The 16721-nt window shown below is 30.9% G+C and carries 12 protein-coding genes; all 12 read right to left on the bottom strand.

What is annotated here, in order from left to right; translation table 11 throughout:
• Positions 1–58: 58 nt before the first annotated feature.
• On the bottom strand, positions 59–640 hold the full coding sequence (gene yihA, locus LQK79_RS11435) for a ribosome biogenesis GTP-binding protein YihA/YsxC (protein ID WP_231016649.1): 582 nt from the start codon (positions 638–640) through the stop codon (positions 59–61).
• Entirely contained in the window at positions 621–2966 is a 2346-nt protein-coding gene (gene lon, locus LQK79_RS11430) for an endopeptidase La (protein WP_231016648.1), read from the bottom strand. Before lon ends, yihA begins: the two co-directional genes overlap by 20 nt.
• An 81-nt stretch (positions 2967–3047) precedes the next feature.
• The gene (gene lonB, locus LQK79_RS11425) at positions 3048–4736 is read right to left on the bottom strand and encodes an ATP-dependent protease LonB (RefSeq protein WP_231016647.1); all 1689 of its coding nucleotides are present in this window, start codon (positions 4734–4736) and stop codon (positions 3048–3050) included.
• A 136-nt stretch (positions 4737–4872) separates the two neighbouring features.
• Positions 4873–6168 carry an ATP-dependent protease ATP-binding subunit ClpX gene (gene clpX / locus LQK79_RS11420; protein ID WP_053241229.1) on the bottom strand — a complete coding sequence of 432 codons (1296 nt, stop codon included), beginning with the start codon at positions 6166–6168 and terminating at the stop codon, positions 4873–4875.
• Positions 6169–6197: 29 nt separating this feature from the next.
• Entirely contained in the window at positions 6198–6779 is a 582-nt protein-coding gene (clpP, locus tag LQK79_RS11415) for an ATP-dependent Clp endopeptidase proteolytic subunit ClpP (RefSeq protein WP_053241230.1), read from the bottom strand.
• Between the two features lie 128 nt (positions 6780–6907).
• A complete protein-coding gene (gene tig, locus LQK79_RS11410) occupies positions 6908–8203 on the bottom strand; it encodes a trigger factor (protein WP_231016646.1) in 1296 nt (431 codons plus the stop codon).
• A 119-nt stretch (positions 8204–8322) separates the two neighbouring features.
• Positions 8323–9108 (bottom strand): sugar phosphate isomerase/epimerase family protein, encoded by a 786-nt coding sequence (locus LQK79_RS11405; protein WP_053241232.1) that lies wholly within the window; start codon positions 9106–9108, stop codon positions 8323–8325.
• A 17-nt stretch (positions 9109–9125) separates the two neighbouring features.
• On the bottom strand, positions 9126–9935 hold the full coding sequence (locus LQK79_RS11400; protein ID WP_231016645.1) for a hypothetical protein: 810 nt from the start codon (positions 9933–9935) through the stop codon (positions 9126–9128).
• Positions 9936–10089: 154 nt separating this feature from the next.
• Positions 10090–13278, bottom strand: a complete 3189-nt coding sequence (carB, locus tag LQK79_RS11395) for a carbamoyl-phosphate synthase (glutamine-hydrolyzing) large subunit (RefSeq protein WP_231016644.1) — start codon at positions 13276–13278, stop codon at positions 10090–10092.
• A gap of 54 nt (positions 13279–13332) precedes the next feature.
• Positions 13333–14460, bottom strand: coding sequence for a glutamine-hydrolyzing carbamoyl-phosphate synthase small subunit (carA, locus tag LQK79_RS11390; protein ID WP_231016643.1), 1128 nt, complete (start codon positions 14458–14460; stop codon positions 13333–13335).
• 483 nt (positions 14461–14943) lie between these two features.
• Positions 14944–15498, bottom strand: coding sequence for a signal peptidase I (gene lepB, locus LQK79_RS11385; RefSeq protein ID WP_231016642.1), 555 nt, complete (start codon positions 15496–15498; stop codon positions 14944–14946).
• Positions 15499–15658: 160 nt separating this feature from the next.
• Positions 15659–16363 carry an arginase gene (locus LQK79_RS11380; protein WP_231016641.1) on the bottom strand — a complete coding sequence of 235 codons (705 nt, stop codon included), beginning with the start codon at positions 16361–16363 and terminating at the stop codon, positions 15659–15661.
• Between the last annotated feature and the right edge of the window lie 358 nt (positions 16364–16721).

The following is a 16721-nucleotide window of genomic DNA, read 5'->3' as shown; positions in this document are numbered from 1 at the left end:
GATTTCTGGTTAGGCAAATCAACAATATTTAATGTTCCGAAATATTATTGATTCACCTTTATTCCTCATCAAATAAATTATCCAAAACTTCTTGTTTGCCATCTTTAGTAAGAGATGAAAAGAAATATATCTTTTCATTGTTATCTAGCTTTAATGTATCTCTTATTATTTTTTCGTTTTTAGCTTTTTCATTTTTAGTTATTTTATCACTTTTAGTAGCCACAATCATACACTTATAATCATAATACTTAATCCATTCATACATGGTTATATCGTCTTTTGTAGGCTTATGCCTTGAATCTACTAGTAATACAACCTTAAAAAGCTGTCTCCTGCCCACCAAATAATTTTCTATAGTAGCAGCCCAGTTTTCAAGCTGGCTTTTTGAAACTTTTGCATAACCATAACCTGGCAAATCAACAAAATAAAATTCATTATTAATCAAAAAGAAGTTAACTAACCTTGTTTTACCTGGCGTTGAACTAACCTTAACTAATTTTCTTCTATTAGTAAGAGAATTAATTAAAGAAGACTTGCCAACATTTGATCTTCCTACAAAGGCAATTTCCGCCATGTTGTTAGAGGGAAATTGTGTTTTTTGAGCTGCTGAAATTATAAATTCAGCTTGTTTTATTTCCATCGCTAATACCACCTATTAAAGCATTTTGTAATACTGTATCTATTCTATCTGCAGGTATAAAATTTATTTTTCCTCTTATGGATTTTGGAATCTTCTTAATATCCTTTTCGTTTTCCTTTGGAATTATTACAGTATCTACTCCTGCACGATATGCTGCTAAAGTTTTCTCTTTAAGTCCACCTATAGCAAGTACTCTGCCTGTTAAAGTAATTTCTCCTGTCATAGCCACATTATGTTTAACTTTTTTATCACTTAATGCAGATACCATAGCAGTTATCATTGTTACACCTGCTGATGGTCCATCTTTAGGAACTGCTCCCTCTGGCACATGTATGTGAACATCTTTTTCTTTATAAAATTTATCTTTTATATTATACTTTTCAGCATTTGCCCTAACATAACTGTAACCTGCTTCCGCTGATTCCTTCATTACATCTCCAAGTTGGCCTGTTAATTGAAGTTTACCATTTCCAGGCATAATTACTACTTCTACAGGAAGTGTGTCTCCACCATAAGCCGTCCAAGCCATTCCTGTAACAACTCCAACTTTATCTTCCTTGTCAATCTTTTCAAACATATATACATCTGTTCCTAAATACTTTTTTACTGTGCTTGTATTTATGTTTATAATTTTCTTATCCTTTTCAACCATGTCAGTTATAGACTTTCTTATAACTGTTGCTATTTTTCTCTCTAAATTTCTCACTCCAGATTCTCTTGTATAATTTTCAATAATATAATATATTGCAGAATCCATAAACTTTATCTTATCTTCATCAACATTGTGCTGTTCCAGCTGTTTTTTTATAAGATAATTTTTTGCTATGTGAAACTTTTCTTCATAAGTATATCCTGACACCTCTATTACTTCCATTCTATCTAGTAAAGGTGTTGGTATAGTATCTAAAGTGTTTGCCGTAGTTACAAACATTACATCGGATAAATCAAAATCAAGCTCTAGGTAGTGATCTCTAAAAGTACTATTTTGCTCACTATCAAGAACTTCAAGAAGTGCATCAGCAGATTCACCCTTATAATTTGAACTCATTTTATCTATTTCATCTAATAAAAATAACGGATTTTTAGCTTTTGCCTGTTTCATTCCGTAAATTATTCTGCCAGGTATTGCTCCAACATAAGTTCTTCTATGACCTCTTATCTCAGCCTCATCATTTACTCCGCCCAGTGACATTCTCACAAAATTTCTATTTACAGCATGTGCTATTGACTTTGCAATTGACGTTTTACCAACTCCAGGTGGACCTACAAGACAAAGTATAGGTCCTCTTAAAGAGCCACTCATTTTCTTAACAGCAAGGTATTCTATAATTCTATCCTTTACATCTTTTAGCCCATAATGCTCCTTATCAAACACTTCTCTAGCTCTTTTAATATCAAGATTATCTTTTGTTTTTTTATTCCAAGGGAGATCTAAAATCCAGTCTATATATGTTTTTATCCCCCCTCCTTCTGAAGAATAACTGCCTATATTTTCTAGTTTTTTAAGTTCATATAAGCTTTTTTCTTTTATTTCTTTTGGAAGTTTTGCTTTAGAAATTTTTTGCTTATATTTTTCTATCTCTTCTTTTTCTTCGTCTTCTTCCCCAAGTTCTTCCTTCATAGCTTTTATTTGCTCTTTTAGATAATATTCTTTTTGAGTTTTATCAATCTTTTCTTTTACTTTACTTCCAATTTGCCTTTCAAGCTCAAGTATTTGAAGCTCATTTTTAAGTATTGTAAGTACAACTTCTAGTCTTTCTATTGAATCACAAGCTTCAATCATTTTTTGTTTATCTTCAAAATCTATGATTAAATACGAAGCGACAATATCAGCATATCTTCCAGGTTCATTAATATCCTCAATAGATGTTAATGTATCTTTAGGTATTGCCCCCGACAATTGTACATATTTTTTAAAAGATTTTTCTACCAGCCTTATAAGAGCCTCTGCTTCATTCTTATCATATTTCTGTTCATCATCATTTATAATATTAATGTTAGCTTTTATAAAAGGTTCTTTTTCTAAATACTCTTCTATTTTTCCACGATATAATCCTTCTACTAAAACCCTAACAGCATCTCCTGGAAGTCTAAGTATTTGTTTTATACTGCAAACTGTTCCTATTTCATTTATTTCATCTTCAATCGGTTCTTCTACCTTTGCATCCTTTTGAGAAACCAAAAATACTCTCTGTTCTTTTATCATGGCATCCTCTAATGCAAGGATAGACTTCTCTCTACCTACATCAAAATGTGTTACCATATATGGAAATACTATAAGTCCTCTTAATGGAATTAAAGGAAGAATTTCTTTCACCTTTTTCATGTTTCTCCCCTCCCTTTCAATCTGTAATAAAATATAGTCAATTTAGTATATTATAAACATAAAATAACAACTTTTCAAATTCTAAATCATGTAATTATCCTTATTTATCCCCTTTGCAGTAAGTATTCCTTGTTCATTCCCAATAAAGTTTTCAACATTTTTATTTTCAACCAAAGCATATTTAAAAACCTCTTTTATATTTTTAACTGGTATTATTCTCATGTTTTTATATGTTTTTAATATATTTTGATAGTTTGAAGCCGGAATTAACACAGTAGTAACTCCTGCTTTTTCAGCAGCACTTACTTTACTATTTATTCCTCCAACAGGTTTTACATCTCCATAAAGAGTTATTTCTCCAGTCATTGCCACTTTATTATCTACACTTACATTTTTTATAGCACTGTATATTGCGCAGGAAATACTTATTCCAGCGGAAGGACCATCAACAGGAACACCTCCTGCAAAATTAACATGGATATCATAATTATTAACATCAATTCCAAACACTTTTTCCAGCATAGTAAGTGCATTTTCAACTGAACACCTTGCAGTACTCATCTTTTTTATTTTTCTATTGCTTACATTCATTTCTTCTTCTTCAACTATTCCTGTAGCTTTTACTCTTCCATTTCCATCGCCAACCTCAATAGCTGTAGCTTCAATTTCCATAAGTGCTCCACTGTTTATTCCATAAACTCCCAGTCCATTTACATATCCGACTCTTGGTACATCATTTATTCTTGGCTCAATGTGCGGCAAATATTGACCATTCTCTACAATCCATTCTATTTCTTTAGATGTGATGGTAGTATTTTTTTCATTTAAAACGATGCCAGCACCTAACTGAACCATATTTACTGTTTCTCTCCCATTTGAAGCGTATTTTCCTATAAGCTTAATTGCCTCATCATCAATACTTATATTGATTTTTTCAACAGCATTCTTAGCTATAAGTTCAATTTCATTTTCTTTTAAACTTCTAAAAAATATTTCTACACATCTTGAACGAATAGCTGGGTTGATTTCATCTGGTCTTCTTGTAGTTGCTCCTATAAGTCTGAAGTCTGCTGGCAGTCCATTTTCAAAAACTTCCCTTATGTACTCTGGCATATTGCCATTCATAGAATTGTAATATGAACTATCAAAAAACACCTTTCTATCTTCCAAAACCTTCAAAAGCTTATTAAGTTCAATTGGATGTAATTCACCAATCTCATCTATAAAAAGTATTCCCCCATGCGCTTTAGTTACAGCTCCCGGTTTAGGTTGAGGTATTCCAGCAACCCCAAGTGCACCAGCTCCTTGATAAATCGGATCATGAACTGACCCTATAAGTGGATCAGCTATACCTCTATCATCAAACCTTACTGTAGTTGCATCTATTTCTATAAATTTAGCTTCGCCAGAAAATGGTGAATATGAGCACTTCTTGGCATATTCTAAAACCAATCTTGCTGCTGCTGTTTTTCCAACTCCAGGAGGTCCATATATTATAACATGCTGTGGATTAGGTCCACATATTGCCGCCTGCAATGCTTTTATTCCCTTTTCCTGCCCTATTATTTCTTCAAATTTATTAGGTCTGCTTTTTTCAGATAAAGGAATAGATAAATTAATTTTTTTCATTTTATTTAGATTATCCATTTCTTTTTTGCTGCTTTTATCAATAACAATTTTATTGGTCTGCTGCCCTTTTAAAGCATTAAAAAAATACAATCCCATTATTAATGTAAAAACTATTTCTATCGTCATTAATATTGCAATCATAAAATACGCCTCACTTTTATTTATAATTAAACTATACGCTATTTTATATCAACAATATTATGTGATATTTTAGTATTTAATATACAGCAAAAATAAAAGGAGTAGTTAAAATTTTAGCTACTCCTCCTATAATAAATTATGCAGTTTCTATACCTTTTTTGCCTTTTAGATCATCAGTCTTCTTAGGAGCAGAAATCTTTTTAGCACCATCAGAAAGTACAAGATCAAGCTGCTTACTCTTTACAGATTCTTTAGTAACTACTACTTTTTCAACATCCTCTCTGGATGGAATGTCAAACATAGTATCTTTAAGCATTTCTTCCAGGATTGCTCTTAAGCCTCTAGCTCCAGTATTTCTTTGAATAGCTTCTTTTGCAATCGCTTCAAGAGCTTCATTTTGAAATTCAAGTTCCACATTATCAAGTTGGAACAATTTTTTATACTGCTTAACAAGAGCATTTTTAGGCTGTGATAAAACCTTTATAAGTGCATCTTCATCAAGTGCATTAAGGGTAACTATTATAGGAATTCTTCCTATGAATTCAGGTATCAAGCCAAATTTGAGAAGATCTCCAGGCATAATTCCCTTAAGAAGCTTCCCTATATCCTTTTCATTCTTTGATTTAATATTTGCACCAAAACCAATAGTACTTACTCTTGTTCTTTTTTCTATAATTTTATCAATTCCATCAAAAGCTCCTCCACAAATAAATAATATATTTGTAGTATTTATTTGTATAAACTCTTGATGAGGATGTTTTCTGCCTCCTTGAGGTGGAACTGAAGCTACAGTACCCTCAAGTATTTTTAAAAGTGCTTGTTGAACGCCTTCACCAGAAACATCCCTTGTTATAGATGGATTTTCAGATTTTCTAGCTATTTTATCTATTTCATCGATATAAATTATACCTTTTTCAGCTCTTTCAATATCATAATCCGCATTTTGAATTAACTTTAACAATATATTTTCTACATCTTCACCAACATAACCAGCCTCTGTTAAAGTTGTAGCATCAGCAATTGCAAAAGGAACGTTTAAATACTTTGCAAGTGTTTGTGCAAGCAATGTTTTACCACTACCAGTTGGTCCGAGAAGAAGTATATTACTCTTTTGAAGTTCTACATCATCACTAGCAGCATTGGAATTTATTCTCTTGTAATGATTATAAACGGCAACTGATAATGATTTTTTAGACTCTTCCTGCCCAATTACATATTGGTCAAGATAATTTTTTATTTCTGTTGGCTTAGGTAATGCTCCTACATCAATTTGTGGATTTTCTTCAAACTCATCTGCAATTATTTCAGAACACAACTCTATACATTCATCACATATATAAACTCCTGGTCCTGCAATTAATCTTCTAACTTGATCTTGACTTTTACCGCAAAACGAACAACGTAATTGTTTTTTATCATCGAATTTTGCCATTTCATCACCTCTTTCAAAGGTTATTTGTTTTAGTGACTAGTAATCACATCATCTATAAGTCCATACTCTTTAGCTTCATATGCATCCATAAAGTTATCTCTCTCTGTATCCTTTTCTATTACTTCAAGAGGCTTTCCTGTTCTTTCACTATATACAGTGTTTAGTTTCTTTTTTATGTGAAGAATTCTATTAGCGTGAATTCCTATGTCAGTAGCCTGACCTTGGAATCCTCCAAGTGGCTGATGTATCATAATTTCACTATTAGGAAGTGCAAATCTCTTTCCTTTAGCACCTGCCGTAAGTAAAAATGATCCCATAGAAGCAGCCATTCCTATACAAATTGTAGAAACATCGCATTTTACATATTGCATTGTATCGTAAATAGCCATTCCTGCAGTTATTGATCCACCAGGACTGTTTATGTAAAGATAAACATCTTTATCAGGATCTTCACTTTCCAAAAACAATAATTGTGCAACTATTAAACTAGCTGATGTATCATTTACTTCTTCACCAAGAAAAATTACTCTGTCTTTAAGTAATCTTGAATATATATCGTAAGACCTTTCACCTCTATTTGTTTGCTCTATTACATAAGGAACTAAACTCATACAAATCCCCTCCTACTAATTAAGAATTATGATTTTATTTAAAATTAATTGCCAAGAAGTATCCTGGCAATTAAGTCCTTTTATATATTATGCTATATTTTTAATTTTCTAATCAAAATAATTATATTTTAAGCTACAACTTTAGAATTTTTTACTAATAAATCAATTACTTTGCTGTTGACAACATCGTTTTCTATCATAGGTTTTTGAGCCTGTAATATTAATTCTGCCATCTTATCTAAGTCTTTATCAGTATATTGTTTTGCATATTCCATAGCTTTTTCTTTTAATTCTTCTTCTGTTGCTTTAACTTCTTCAACTTCAGCTATTTTTTCTATAACCAACTTTGTTTTCACTCTTTTTTCAGCTGTTTCTCTCATATAATCTCTAACTTTTTCTTCTGAACTATTTGTAAATTGATAATAAGAATTAAGATCCAATCCTTGATATTTTAATCTTGATTCTAATTCCTTAAGCATGCTATCAGTTTCATTTTTTATCATTACTTCTGGAATGTCAATTTTGGCATTTTCAGTTGCTGCATCAACAACACTATCTTCAAATTCAGTCTTTGCTCTTTCAGCATTAGCTTCTTCAATTTTCTTTTTGATATCAGCTTTTACTTCTTCTAAAGTGTCAAATTCTGAAATTTCTTTTGCAAATTCATCATCAAGAGCAGGTATTTCCTTTATTTTTATCTCTTTTATATCAACTTCGAATCTAGCTTGTTTGCCATTTAATTCTTCTTTACCATATTCTTCTGGAAAGGTTACATTAACAGTTACATGATCGCCTTTTTTAGCACCAATAAGTTGTTCTTCAAAGTTGTCTATAAAAGTACCACTTCCTATTTCAAGTGAAAAATCAGTTCCTTCTCCACCTTCAAAAGCCTTATCTTCTACATATCCTTTGAAATCGATAACTGCTAAATTTCCTTTTTCTATTGCTTCGTTATCTTCTTTTGTTTCAATTCTTGCGTTCTTTTCCTGCATTTTCTTTAATTCGTTTTGTATATCCTCATCTTTTACTTCGTGATCAACCTTTTTAACCTCTACGCCCTTGTATTCTCCAAGTTCAACTTCAGGTTTAACAGTAACTTTTGCAGTATATACAAAATCTTTTTCTTCTTCTAAAGTAACAATATCTATTTCTGGATAAGCTACAGGATCTATATTATTTTCTTCCACTACTTTAGGATATGTAGCATCTATACAATAATTAACTGCATCTTCATAAAATACACCAATTCCATAATATTGTTTTATTATTTGAAATGGTGCCTTTCCTTTTCTAAATCCAGGTATATTGTACTTTCCGCGATTTTTATTATATGCTTTCATAACAAATTCTTTAAATTTTTCTGCTTCAACTGTTATATCGAATTTAACAATATTTTTCTCTGATTTTTCCACATTAACGTTCATAATGAATATTCCTCCTAATTAAAGTACCTTACTTAATAACTTAAACATTATAACATATGCAAATAGTTATTTACAATTAAATTTTTAATTCACATTAATACATTATAACATAATTTATATTATTTTAAAAACTTTTCTAGTTTTTTCTTACATTCTTTAAGTTCATCATAGGATGTGTAGTTTTCTCTATAAATTTCTACTATTCCATTTCCACAATAATTGTTTTCTTTAAGAAGACTAATTATATCTAAATAATTAACCTCTCCCTTCCCTGGGAGTAAACACGTTTCTTCTTTGCTTCTATCATTTATGTGAAAATTTATTAACTTTTCACCCATTATATCTATATACCTATAAGGTTCCGTATTAGCTCTATAAGCTTGCTTTATATCAAAGGTAAAAAATAAATCATATTTGCAATTCTCTTTTAAAAACTTTAGAAAATCCAGACTTTGAGACATACACCACGACACATTTTCCTGTGCAAGTTTTATACCATTTTCAAGAGCTATATATGTAAGTTCGTTATAAATATCAATAATTAATTTTTTGTTAATAGTCGCCATATCTTGATATCTCATTCCATGAAAAGTATAACACATTGCTCCAAGCCTGCTGCCAGCCTTGCATACTTTTTTAAAACTTTCAATCATATCCTTTCTTCTTCTTCTATAAGCATCAAAAATATATGGTTCGAAGGAAGAAGAAAAAGCATGAACTGAATTTATACTTATATTATAATTATTTTTTTCTTGAATAAGTTTATCTATAAAATCATCAGAATACTCTGAAAAGCTGTTTAAAAAAATTTCAGCACATTCAAACCCAAGACTATTTATAATTTCAAGTGAATCTTCAGTATCTACATAAGGATAAAAAACTGCTGATGATAATCCTATTTTCAAGTCCTTTCAACTCCTGACTAATTTGTAGTTGTTCCATCTGCCTTCATATACTGTGTAGTGGTATCTGTCACTATTTCTATGCCTTTATCTGTCATACCATTAATCTTCACATCATTACCATGTATATTAGTGTTAGCATAAGCTTTATCTTTGATTGTAGTTCTCCATACATATTTATCAGTTCTATTATCAAACCAAGGAAGCTGAGATATATAAACCACTGTATTATCATCTATAAACTTAGGTGAAGCACACCAAATATAATTCTGGTTACTTTGAATAATATTATCTTTAGAAAAAGTGGTACCACTAGTAGACGTATATGTTTTATATGTTATATCTGAAACATTTCCATTAGCATCAACATAATACATATTTTGTCCAGCCTTTTCATATATAATTAAATTTTGTGATGAAGGGCTTATGTTGTATTCTCCATCGACTCCATTTAAATTAACAGATTTTATTTTTCTGACATTTCCACTAATATTATAAGTCACAATCACCTGCTTCCCGTCAGCCAATTTAGCATTAACCACTTGATCTTTACTTTCATTTTTATTAGGTTTCGTCGTTGAATTACCCTTAGTAGTTTTACTAACCCTCTCAGATGATTTCTTATTAGCAGCCTCTTTCTTATTTTGTTCTTGTTCAAGCTTAGTTGCAATATTTTTAAAGCTAACCCCATTAAAGTTAATTCCTAGATATATTTTTACAACTAAATAAATCCCTAAACAACAAACCAAAAAAACTATTATCTTTTTTCTTCGCTTTCTTCTTCTTACTTGCCTGTCATACTGATTACTAAAAATACTAGGTCTAGCCAATTTTCAAACCTCCTAAGTAATTATCAATTTTATTATAACGCAAATTGACCCAATTTAGTAATAATTTTTTATGAATTTAAGTATTTTTTATAAGTATAGTAAAGTAAAAGAAACTTGCCAACATTTAAGTTCTCAAGTTTCTTTACCTACATATTTATTTAAAGTACTCTTTCATTGGTAAATAATTTATTTCTCTGTTTTCTTTTTTTACCTTAATTGCAGTTATAAAAGCCTTAGCTGTATCTATACAAGTAAATACAGGCACTCTATATACTGCTGCTTTTCTTCTTATCTTAAATCCTGTAGTTCCAACTACGTTACCTTTTGTAGGTGCATTTATTATAAGATTTATCTTACTGTCATCTATAAGCTGCATAAGCTCATTATAGCTTATTATTTCACAATCTATTCCGTTTTTAATTAAATATTTTCCTGTTCCACCTGAAGCAAAAATTTTATATCCAATTTCACTATACTCTTTAACTAGTGCTACGCTTTCTTTCTTATCTACATCTTTAACTGATACATATAAATTCCCCTTAGTAGGTATACTATATCCTGCTGCTCTAAAACCTTTATATATTGCTATATCGAAATCTTTATCCACACCCATAACTTCACCCGTTGAACGCATTTCAGGTCCAAGGTATGTATCTACATTTGCAAGCTTTTCATTTGAAAATACAGGTACTTTAATCGCATAAAGTTTATTATCTCTTTTTAAATCAACTCCGTAGCCTAAATCTTTAAGTTTTTTACCTGTAGCAATTTCAATGGCTAACTTAACCATTGGTACTCCAGTAACCTTACTTAATATTGGCACTGTTCTAGAGGCTCTAGGATTTACTTCTATTACATACACACTGTCTCCATCGTACACATACTGTATATTCATAAGTCCCTTAACATCAAGTGCTTTTGCAAGCTTTTTAGTATATTTTACAAGTGTATCAACCACTTTCTCTGGAAGGGTATGGTAAGGATACATAGTTATACTATCACCTGAATGCACTCCTGTTCTTTCTATGTGTTCCATAATTCCTGGCATAAGAATATTTTCACCATCTGATATTGTATCTACTTCTATTTCTGTACCCTTTATATATCTGTCAATAAGTACAGGATGTTCAGTTGAAAGCGTAACTGCCTCTCTCATATATTTTTGAAGACCTGCAAGATCATATACAACTTGCATTGCACGTCCCCCTATTACATAAGATGGTCTTACTATAACGGGATATCCTAACTTTTCAATTGCATCATAAGCTTCTTCCATGCTTGTTACAGCAGTTCCTTCTGCTTGAGGTATATCAAGCTTCTTTAAAAGCTCACTGAATTTTTCTCTATCCTCTGCGAGATCTATAGATTCAAAGGAGGTTCCAAGTATTTTAACGCCTCTTTCAGCAAGCTTTCCCGAAAGATTTATAGCTGTTTGACCACCAAGCTGAACTATAACACCTTCTGGTTTCTCCTTCTCTACTATATCCATTACGTTATCTATATAAAGTGATTCAAAATAAAGCTTATCAGCAGTATCAAAATCCGTACTTACAGTTTCAGGATTGTTGTTTATAGTTATTGATTTATAGCCAGCTTCCTTTATTGCCCATACTCCATGAACGCAGCAGTAGTCAAACTCTATTCCCTGTCCTATTCTTATAGGACCTGATCCAATAACTATTATCTTTTTATCATTTGTAACTTCATCTTCATCTTCATTCTCATAGCATGAGTAGTAATAAGGAGTTTTAGCTTCAAATTCACCACTACAGGTATCAACCATTTTATATACTGGTTTTACAACTTTAACTATGGCATAAATCTCCCCTTCAGAGAGTTCAGTAAGTCTTGCTATTTCTTTAACCGTAAATCCCATCTTTTTAGCCTTTATTATAGCTTCAGATTTATTTTTATTTTCTTCATCTTCAAGTTCTTTTTCCATGTTAACTATATTGTTAATTCCATTTAAATACCAGTTATCTATTTGAGTCACATCGTGTATCTTGCTTATTTCAACACCTCTTCTAAAAGCCTCAGCTATAGCAAATATTCTCTCATCATCCTGCTTTTTTATTTTTTCAATAAGTTCTCTAACTGTAGTATATCTGAACTTTTCAAGTCTAAGACCTGTCATTTTACCTTCAATTGAGGTTACAGCTTTTAAAAGTGCATTTTCAAAAGTTCTGTCTATTGCCATTACCTCTCCAGTAGCTTTCATCTGAGTTCCAAGCTTTCTTTCTGCTGTATTAAACTTCTCAAAAGGCCACTTAGGTATTTTTACAACAACATAGTCTAGTGCTGGTTCAAAACATGCACTTGAGTTTTTAGTTACATAATTTTTAAGTTCATCTAAACTATATCCTATGGCAATTTTTGCTGCAATTTTTGCTATAGGATAGCCTGCTGCCTTTGAAGCAAGCGCACTTGAACGACTAACTCTTGGATTAACCTCTATTACTATATATCTGCTGCTCTTTGGATCAAGGGCAAACTGTATATTACATCCACCTTCTATTTGAAGATTTCTTATTATTTTAAGTGCTGAATTTCTAAGCATGTGATATTCTTTATCTCTAAGCGTCTGCGATGGTGCTGTAACTATGCTATCTCCAGTATGCACTCCAACTGGGTCCAAGTTTTCCATATTACATACTATAATACAGTTATCTTTTTTATCTCTCATAACCTCATACTCAAGTTCTTTCCATCCCGCAACACTTTGCTCTAAGAGTATCTGACCAATAGGACTAAGCATTATTCCTCTTGCACATATTTCATGAAGTTCTTCCATGGTTGTTGCTATTCCGCCGCCTGTTCCACCTAATGTATATGCTGGTCTTATTATAACTGGAAGACCATATTTATTTACGAAATCAACACATTCATCTACATGTGTTGCTATAATACTTTTAGGAACTGGTTCATCTATTCTTTCCATGAGTTCCTTAAATTCTTCTCTATCTTCTGCCTTTTTTATAGCCTCACTATTTATTCCGAGAAGTTTTACATTATATTTTTCAAGTACTCCATCGTCTTTTAACTGCATAGCAAGATTTAAAGCAGTCTGACCTCCAAATCCAGCTAATATGCCATCAGGCTTTTCATTTTTTATTATCTCGCCTACTGATTCTACAGTAAGAGGCTCAATATAAACTTTATCTGCAATATGTGAATCGGTCATTATAGTTGCAGGATTGCTGTTTACAAGAATTGTCTCTATTCCCTCTTCTCTTACAGCCTTACAAGCCTGTGTTCCCGAGTAATCGAATTCTGCTGCCTGACCTATTATTATAGGTCCTGAACCTATTATTAGTACTTTTTTTATTGTCTTATCTAAAGGCATAGTTATCCTCCTCTTAATGCTTAAAAATTTGAATGTTTTATATAAACTTCTTAATTAATATGCCACTTTTTCCAAACATGAGTCTATTTGAAGCTTACATTTCACTTCATTTATCTTACTATTTTTTATATTTTTCTTAAACTTATCGAAAAGATATGTCGTATCAGTAGGTCCTGGAGCACCTTCAGGATGAAATTGAACTGAGAAAATTGGAAGTTTACTGTGTTTCATTCCTTCTACCGTACCGTCATTTAAATTTCTATGCGTAATTATCATGCCTTTTTCCATAACACTTTTTTCCTCTACTGCGTATCCATGATTTTGTGCTGTTATATACGCCTTATCTCTTTCAATATCATAGATACCATGATTTCCACCTCTATGACCAAATTTAAGTTTATAAGTATCTCCACCAACTGCAAGTGCAATTATTTGATGTCCAAGGCATATCCCAAAGGTAGGTAAATGTTTTATAAGTTTCTTTACATTTTTAACTGTCTCTGGAATTGATTTAGGATCTCCAGGTCCATTGCTTAAAAACAATCCATCTGGATTAATACTTAAAATTTCTTCTGGACTAGCATCATATGGAAATACTGTTATATCGAAATCTTTTGCCTTAAGATTTTCTATTATATCACTTTTTATACCAAAGTCCATAACGGCAATTTTATATCCATTGCCACTTATATGCAAAATTTCTTTAGTACTTACTTCTGAAACATACTTATCTACAATTTCAGTTGAAGCCATGATTTTCTTAAGTTCGTTTAAGTCAAAAATTTCATTAGAAATCACGCATTTCATAACTCCAGTATTTCTAATTTTTTTAGTAATACTTCTTGTATCTACTCCATAAACTCCAACTACCTCCATATCCTTTAACATTTCATCTATACTTTTCTCACTCTTATAATTTGATGGCGTCTTGCATATTGTCTTTGCTACAAATCCTTTTGCATAAACTTTCTCGGATTGATTTTCAAAGCTGCTTACTCCATAGTTGCCTATAAGCGGATAAGTCATATTTACTATTTGTCCTGCATAGGATGGGTCTGTTAATATCTCTTGATATCCTGTCATAGAAGTATTAAAAACTAGTTCTCCAATTTCTGTTCCAACCATTCCAAATCCATTTCCCTCGAAAGCAGTTCCATCTTCTAAGTATAATATACCTTTCATTGAATACACCTCTTCTTTATATTTAAACTTACAATTAATTTCTTTAATAAAATATACGTTTATTCTTATATTTATACATATATTATCTCACATTTTAAATTACTGTCAATGCTTTTTTGCAATATTTAAGCCATGTTACGCATTACTGCTTATTAATTTCTCTACTCATATTTATGCAACAATGTATAAAATAAAAACCTTCTTAATATAACTAAGAAGGTTTGAACAACTAAACATTCCACAAAAATATATTGGAACGTAACCCATTATTTCCTATCTCTGCAATAAAAATGTATAATAAAAAGCCTTCTCCAGAAAGAAGGCTTAACGTACAAAAGTATACACTTTAAGCAAAATTTTAAACTAATTTCAAATCCTTCTTAGCCTCTCTGGACCAATCATTAAAGGTATTAAATTTTTTCTTACTTTTATATATGATATCATTATTTAATACTTATGTCAATAATATTTAAAATTTTATTATTAGAATATCTTCATAGTATTAAAAGGATATGCTCTTAAAATAACATGACCATTCAGTGCCTTAAGTGAAATTGGACCTAAATATCTGCTATCCAAGCTTACCGTCCTATTGTCTCCCATGACAAATATGTATCCTTCTGGAACTTTATATTTTTTATTTACACCAAGAAAGCTTCCTCCTAAAGTTTTCATGCCGGGATTCAAATAAGATTCCTTAAGCTTTTCTCCATTTCTATAAACATTACCATCTTTTATTTCTAGATTATCTCCAGCAATCCCTATTACTCTCTTTACATAAGTATCATGAGTAGGATTCCCTGAATCAAAAGTTACTATTTCACCCCTTTTTATACTTTTAGAATACAGAGATAGTTTTTCAACGAATATTACATCTTTATCTTTAAGAGTAGACATCATAGAAGGTCCATCTACATTTGCTCTAGCAAATACATAACTTCTAAACAAAAATGCTATTGCAATTGCAATTCCTATAGATATTGCGTAATCTCTTATTTCTGCTGCTCTACCTTTACTTTTTTTCTGATTTTTTTCCAATAAAATTCACCCTTTACTAATATACACCATTTAAAACTTAAAATTTATTTGTACTAAAAATGCTGTGTTCTGAGATTTTGGTGCACATAAATTTTATTAATTGAAGTGGTATATATATAATCAAATATATTTACTTGATTATTATACGACTTTTTAATAGCTAAGAACAATATAAATAATCTAGTTTTTCTGACAATGTCATATTTTTTATGTTCCAATTCCTCTTAGAACAATACTTAATTATATGGTTTCCTATTACTCCGTAACAAAATTCATAGAATTTATTATCAAGCCATGGCGGAGTCCACATACCAGACCTACATATATGAATTGCATTAATATCTATTTTACTGCTTAATTTTTTAATATTACAATAGTTAATTGCAAATTTATTGTTAAGTTCTTTAAATTCATTCTTATTTTCATAAGTATATGGACTATATATTATATGCCCTTTATCTATGATGTTATCACCAAATAATTTGCCAAGCCAATTTGAACAATTGACTTCAAATAAAAGTGAATCAATCCCCTCATATCCAAGATCAGAGTGCGCATCTATGTTAAAAACAGTATTACATTTATTATCCTTAGCAATATTATAAGACCACTTATGAGAATCTGTTATAAAAATTTTAATATTTTTGTCAAAGTTAAATACCTCTTTTGCTCTTTTCCAAAATTCATTTAAATCAATACCAACTTTAACTTTATCTACTATATCTTCTCCCTTTGCTTTACAATTAAAATATCTTTTATACCACAATGCTTGTACATTTTTTTTGCTTTCAAAATACGAGCCGCACCATTCTCTCTTTATAGGTATAAAATAATCCCAATCTATACTTAATAAAGCTTTAACCATAGTAAATCACCTCTAATATGATTATACTACTATGTGGCAAAAAATAAAAAAGCTTAAAAATTCTAAATTTCAATTTTATCCATATAAACTGGAAGTTGATTCAGAGCACAGAGTACAAAGTACAGAGTACAGTGAAGGTGGATTTACCTTTCGTTTCTCTCAGGTAAATCTTAGAACTTAATAGTGTCAGCTACGCTGAGCACTATATTTTAAGCGCTTTGCGTGCATTAAGTTTCTAGATTTTTCGAAGCATAGCTGAGAAAAATCATCATTCATTGTGAACTGTGCATTGTGAATTGTGAACTGAGTCAACTTCCAGTTTATCAGTACATACTTGTCATTTATAATTTTAAGCATT

This window comes from Clostridium guangxiense, assembly GCF_021043395.1.
Lineage (GTDB): Bacteria > Bacillota > Clostridia > Clostridiales > Clostridiaceae > Clostridium_S > Clostridium_S guangxiense.
This window is presented reverse-complemented; position numbering and strand designations above follow the sequence as displayed.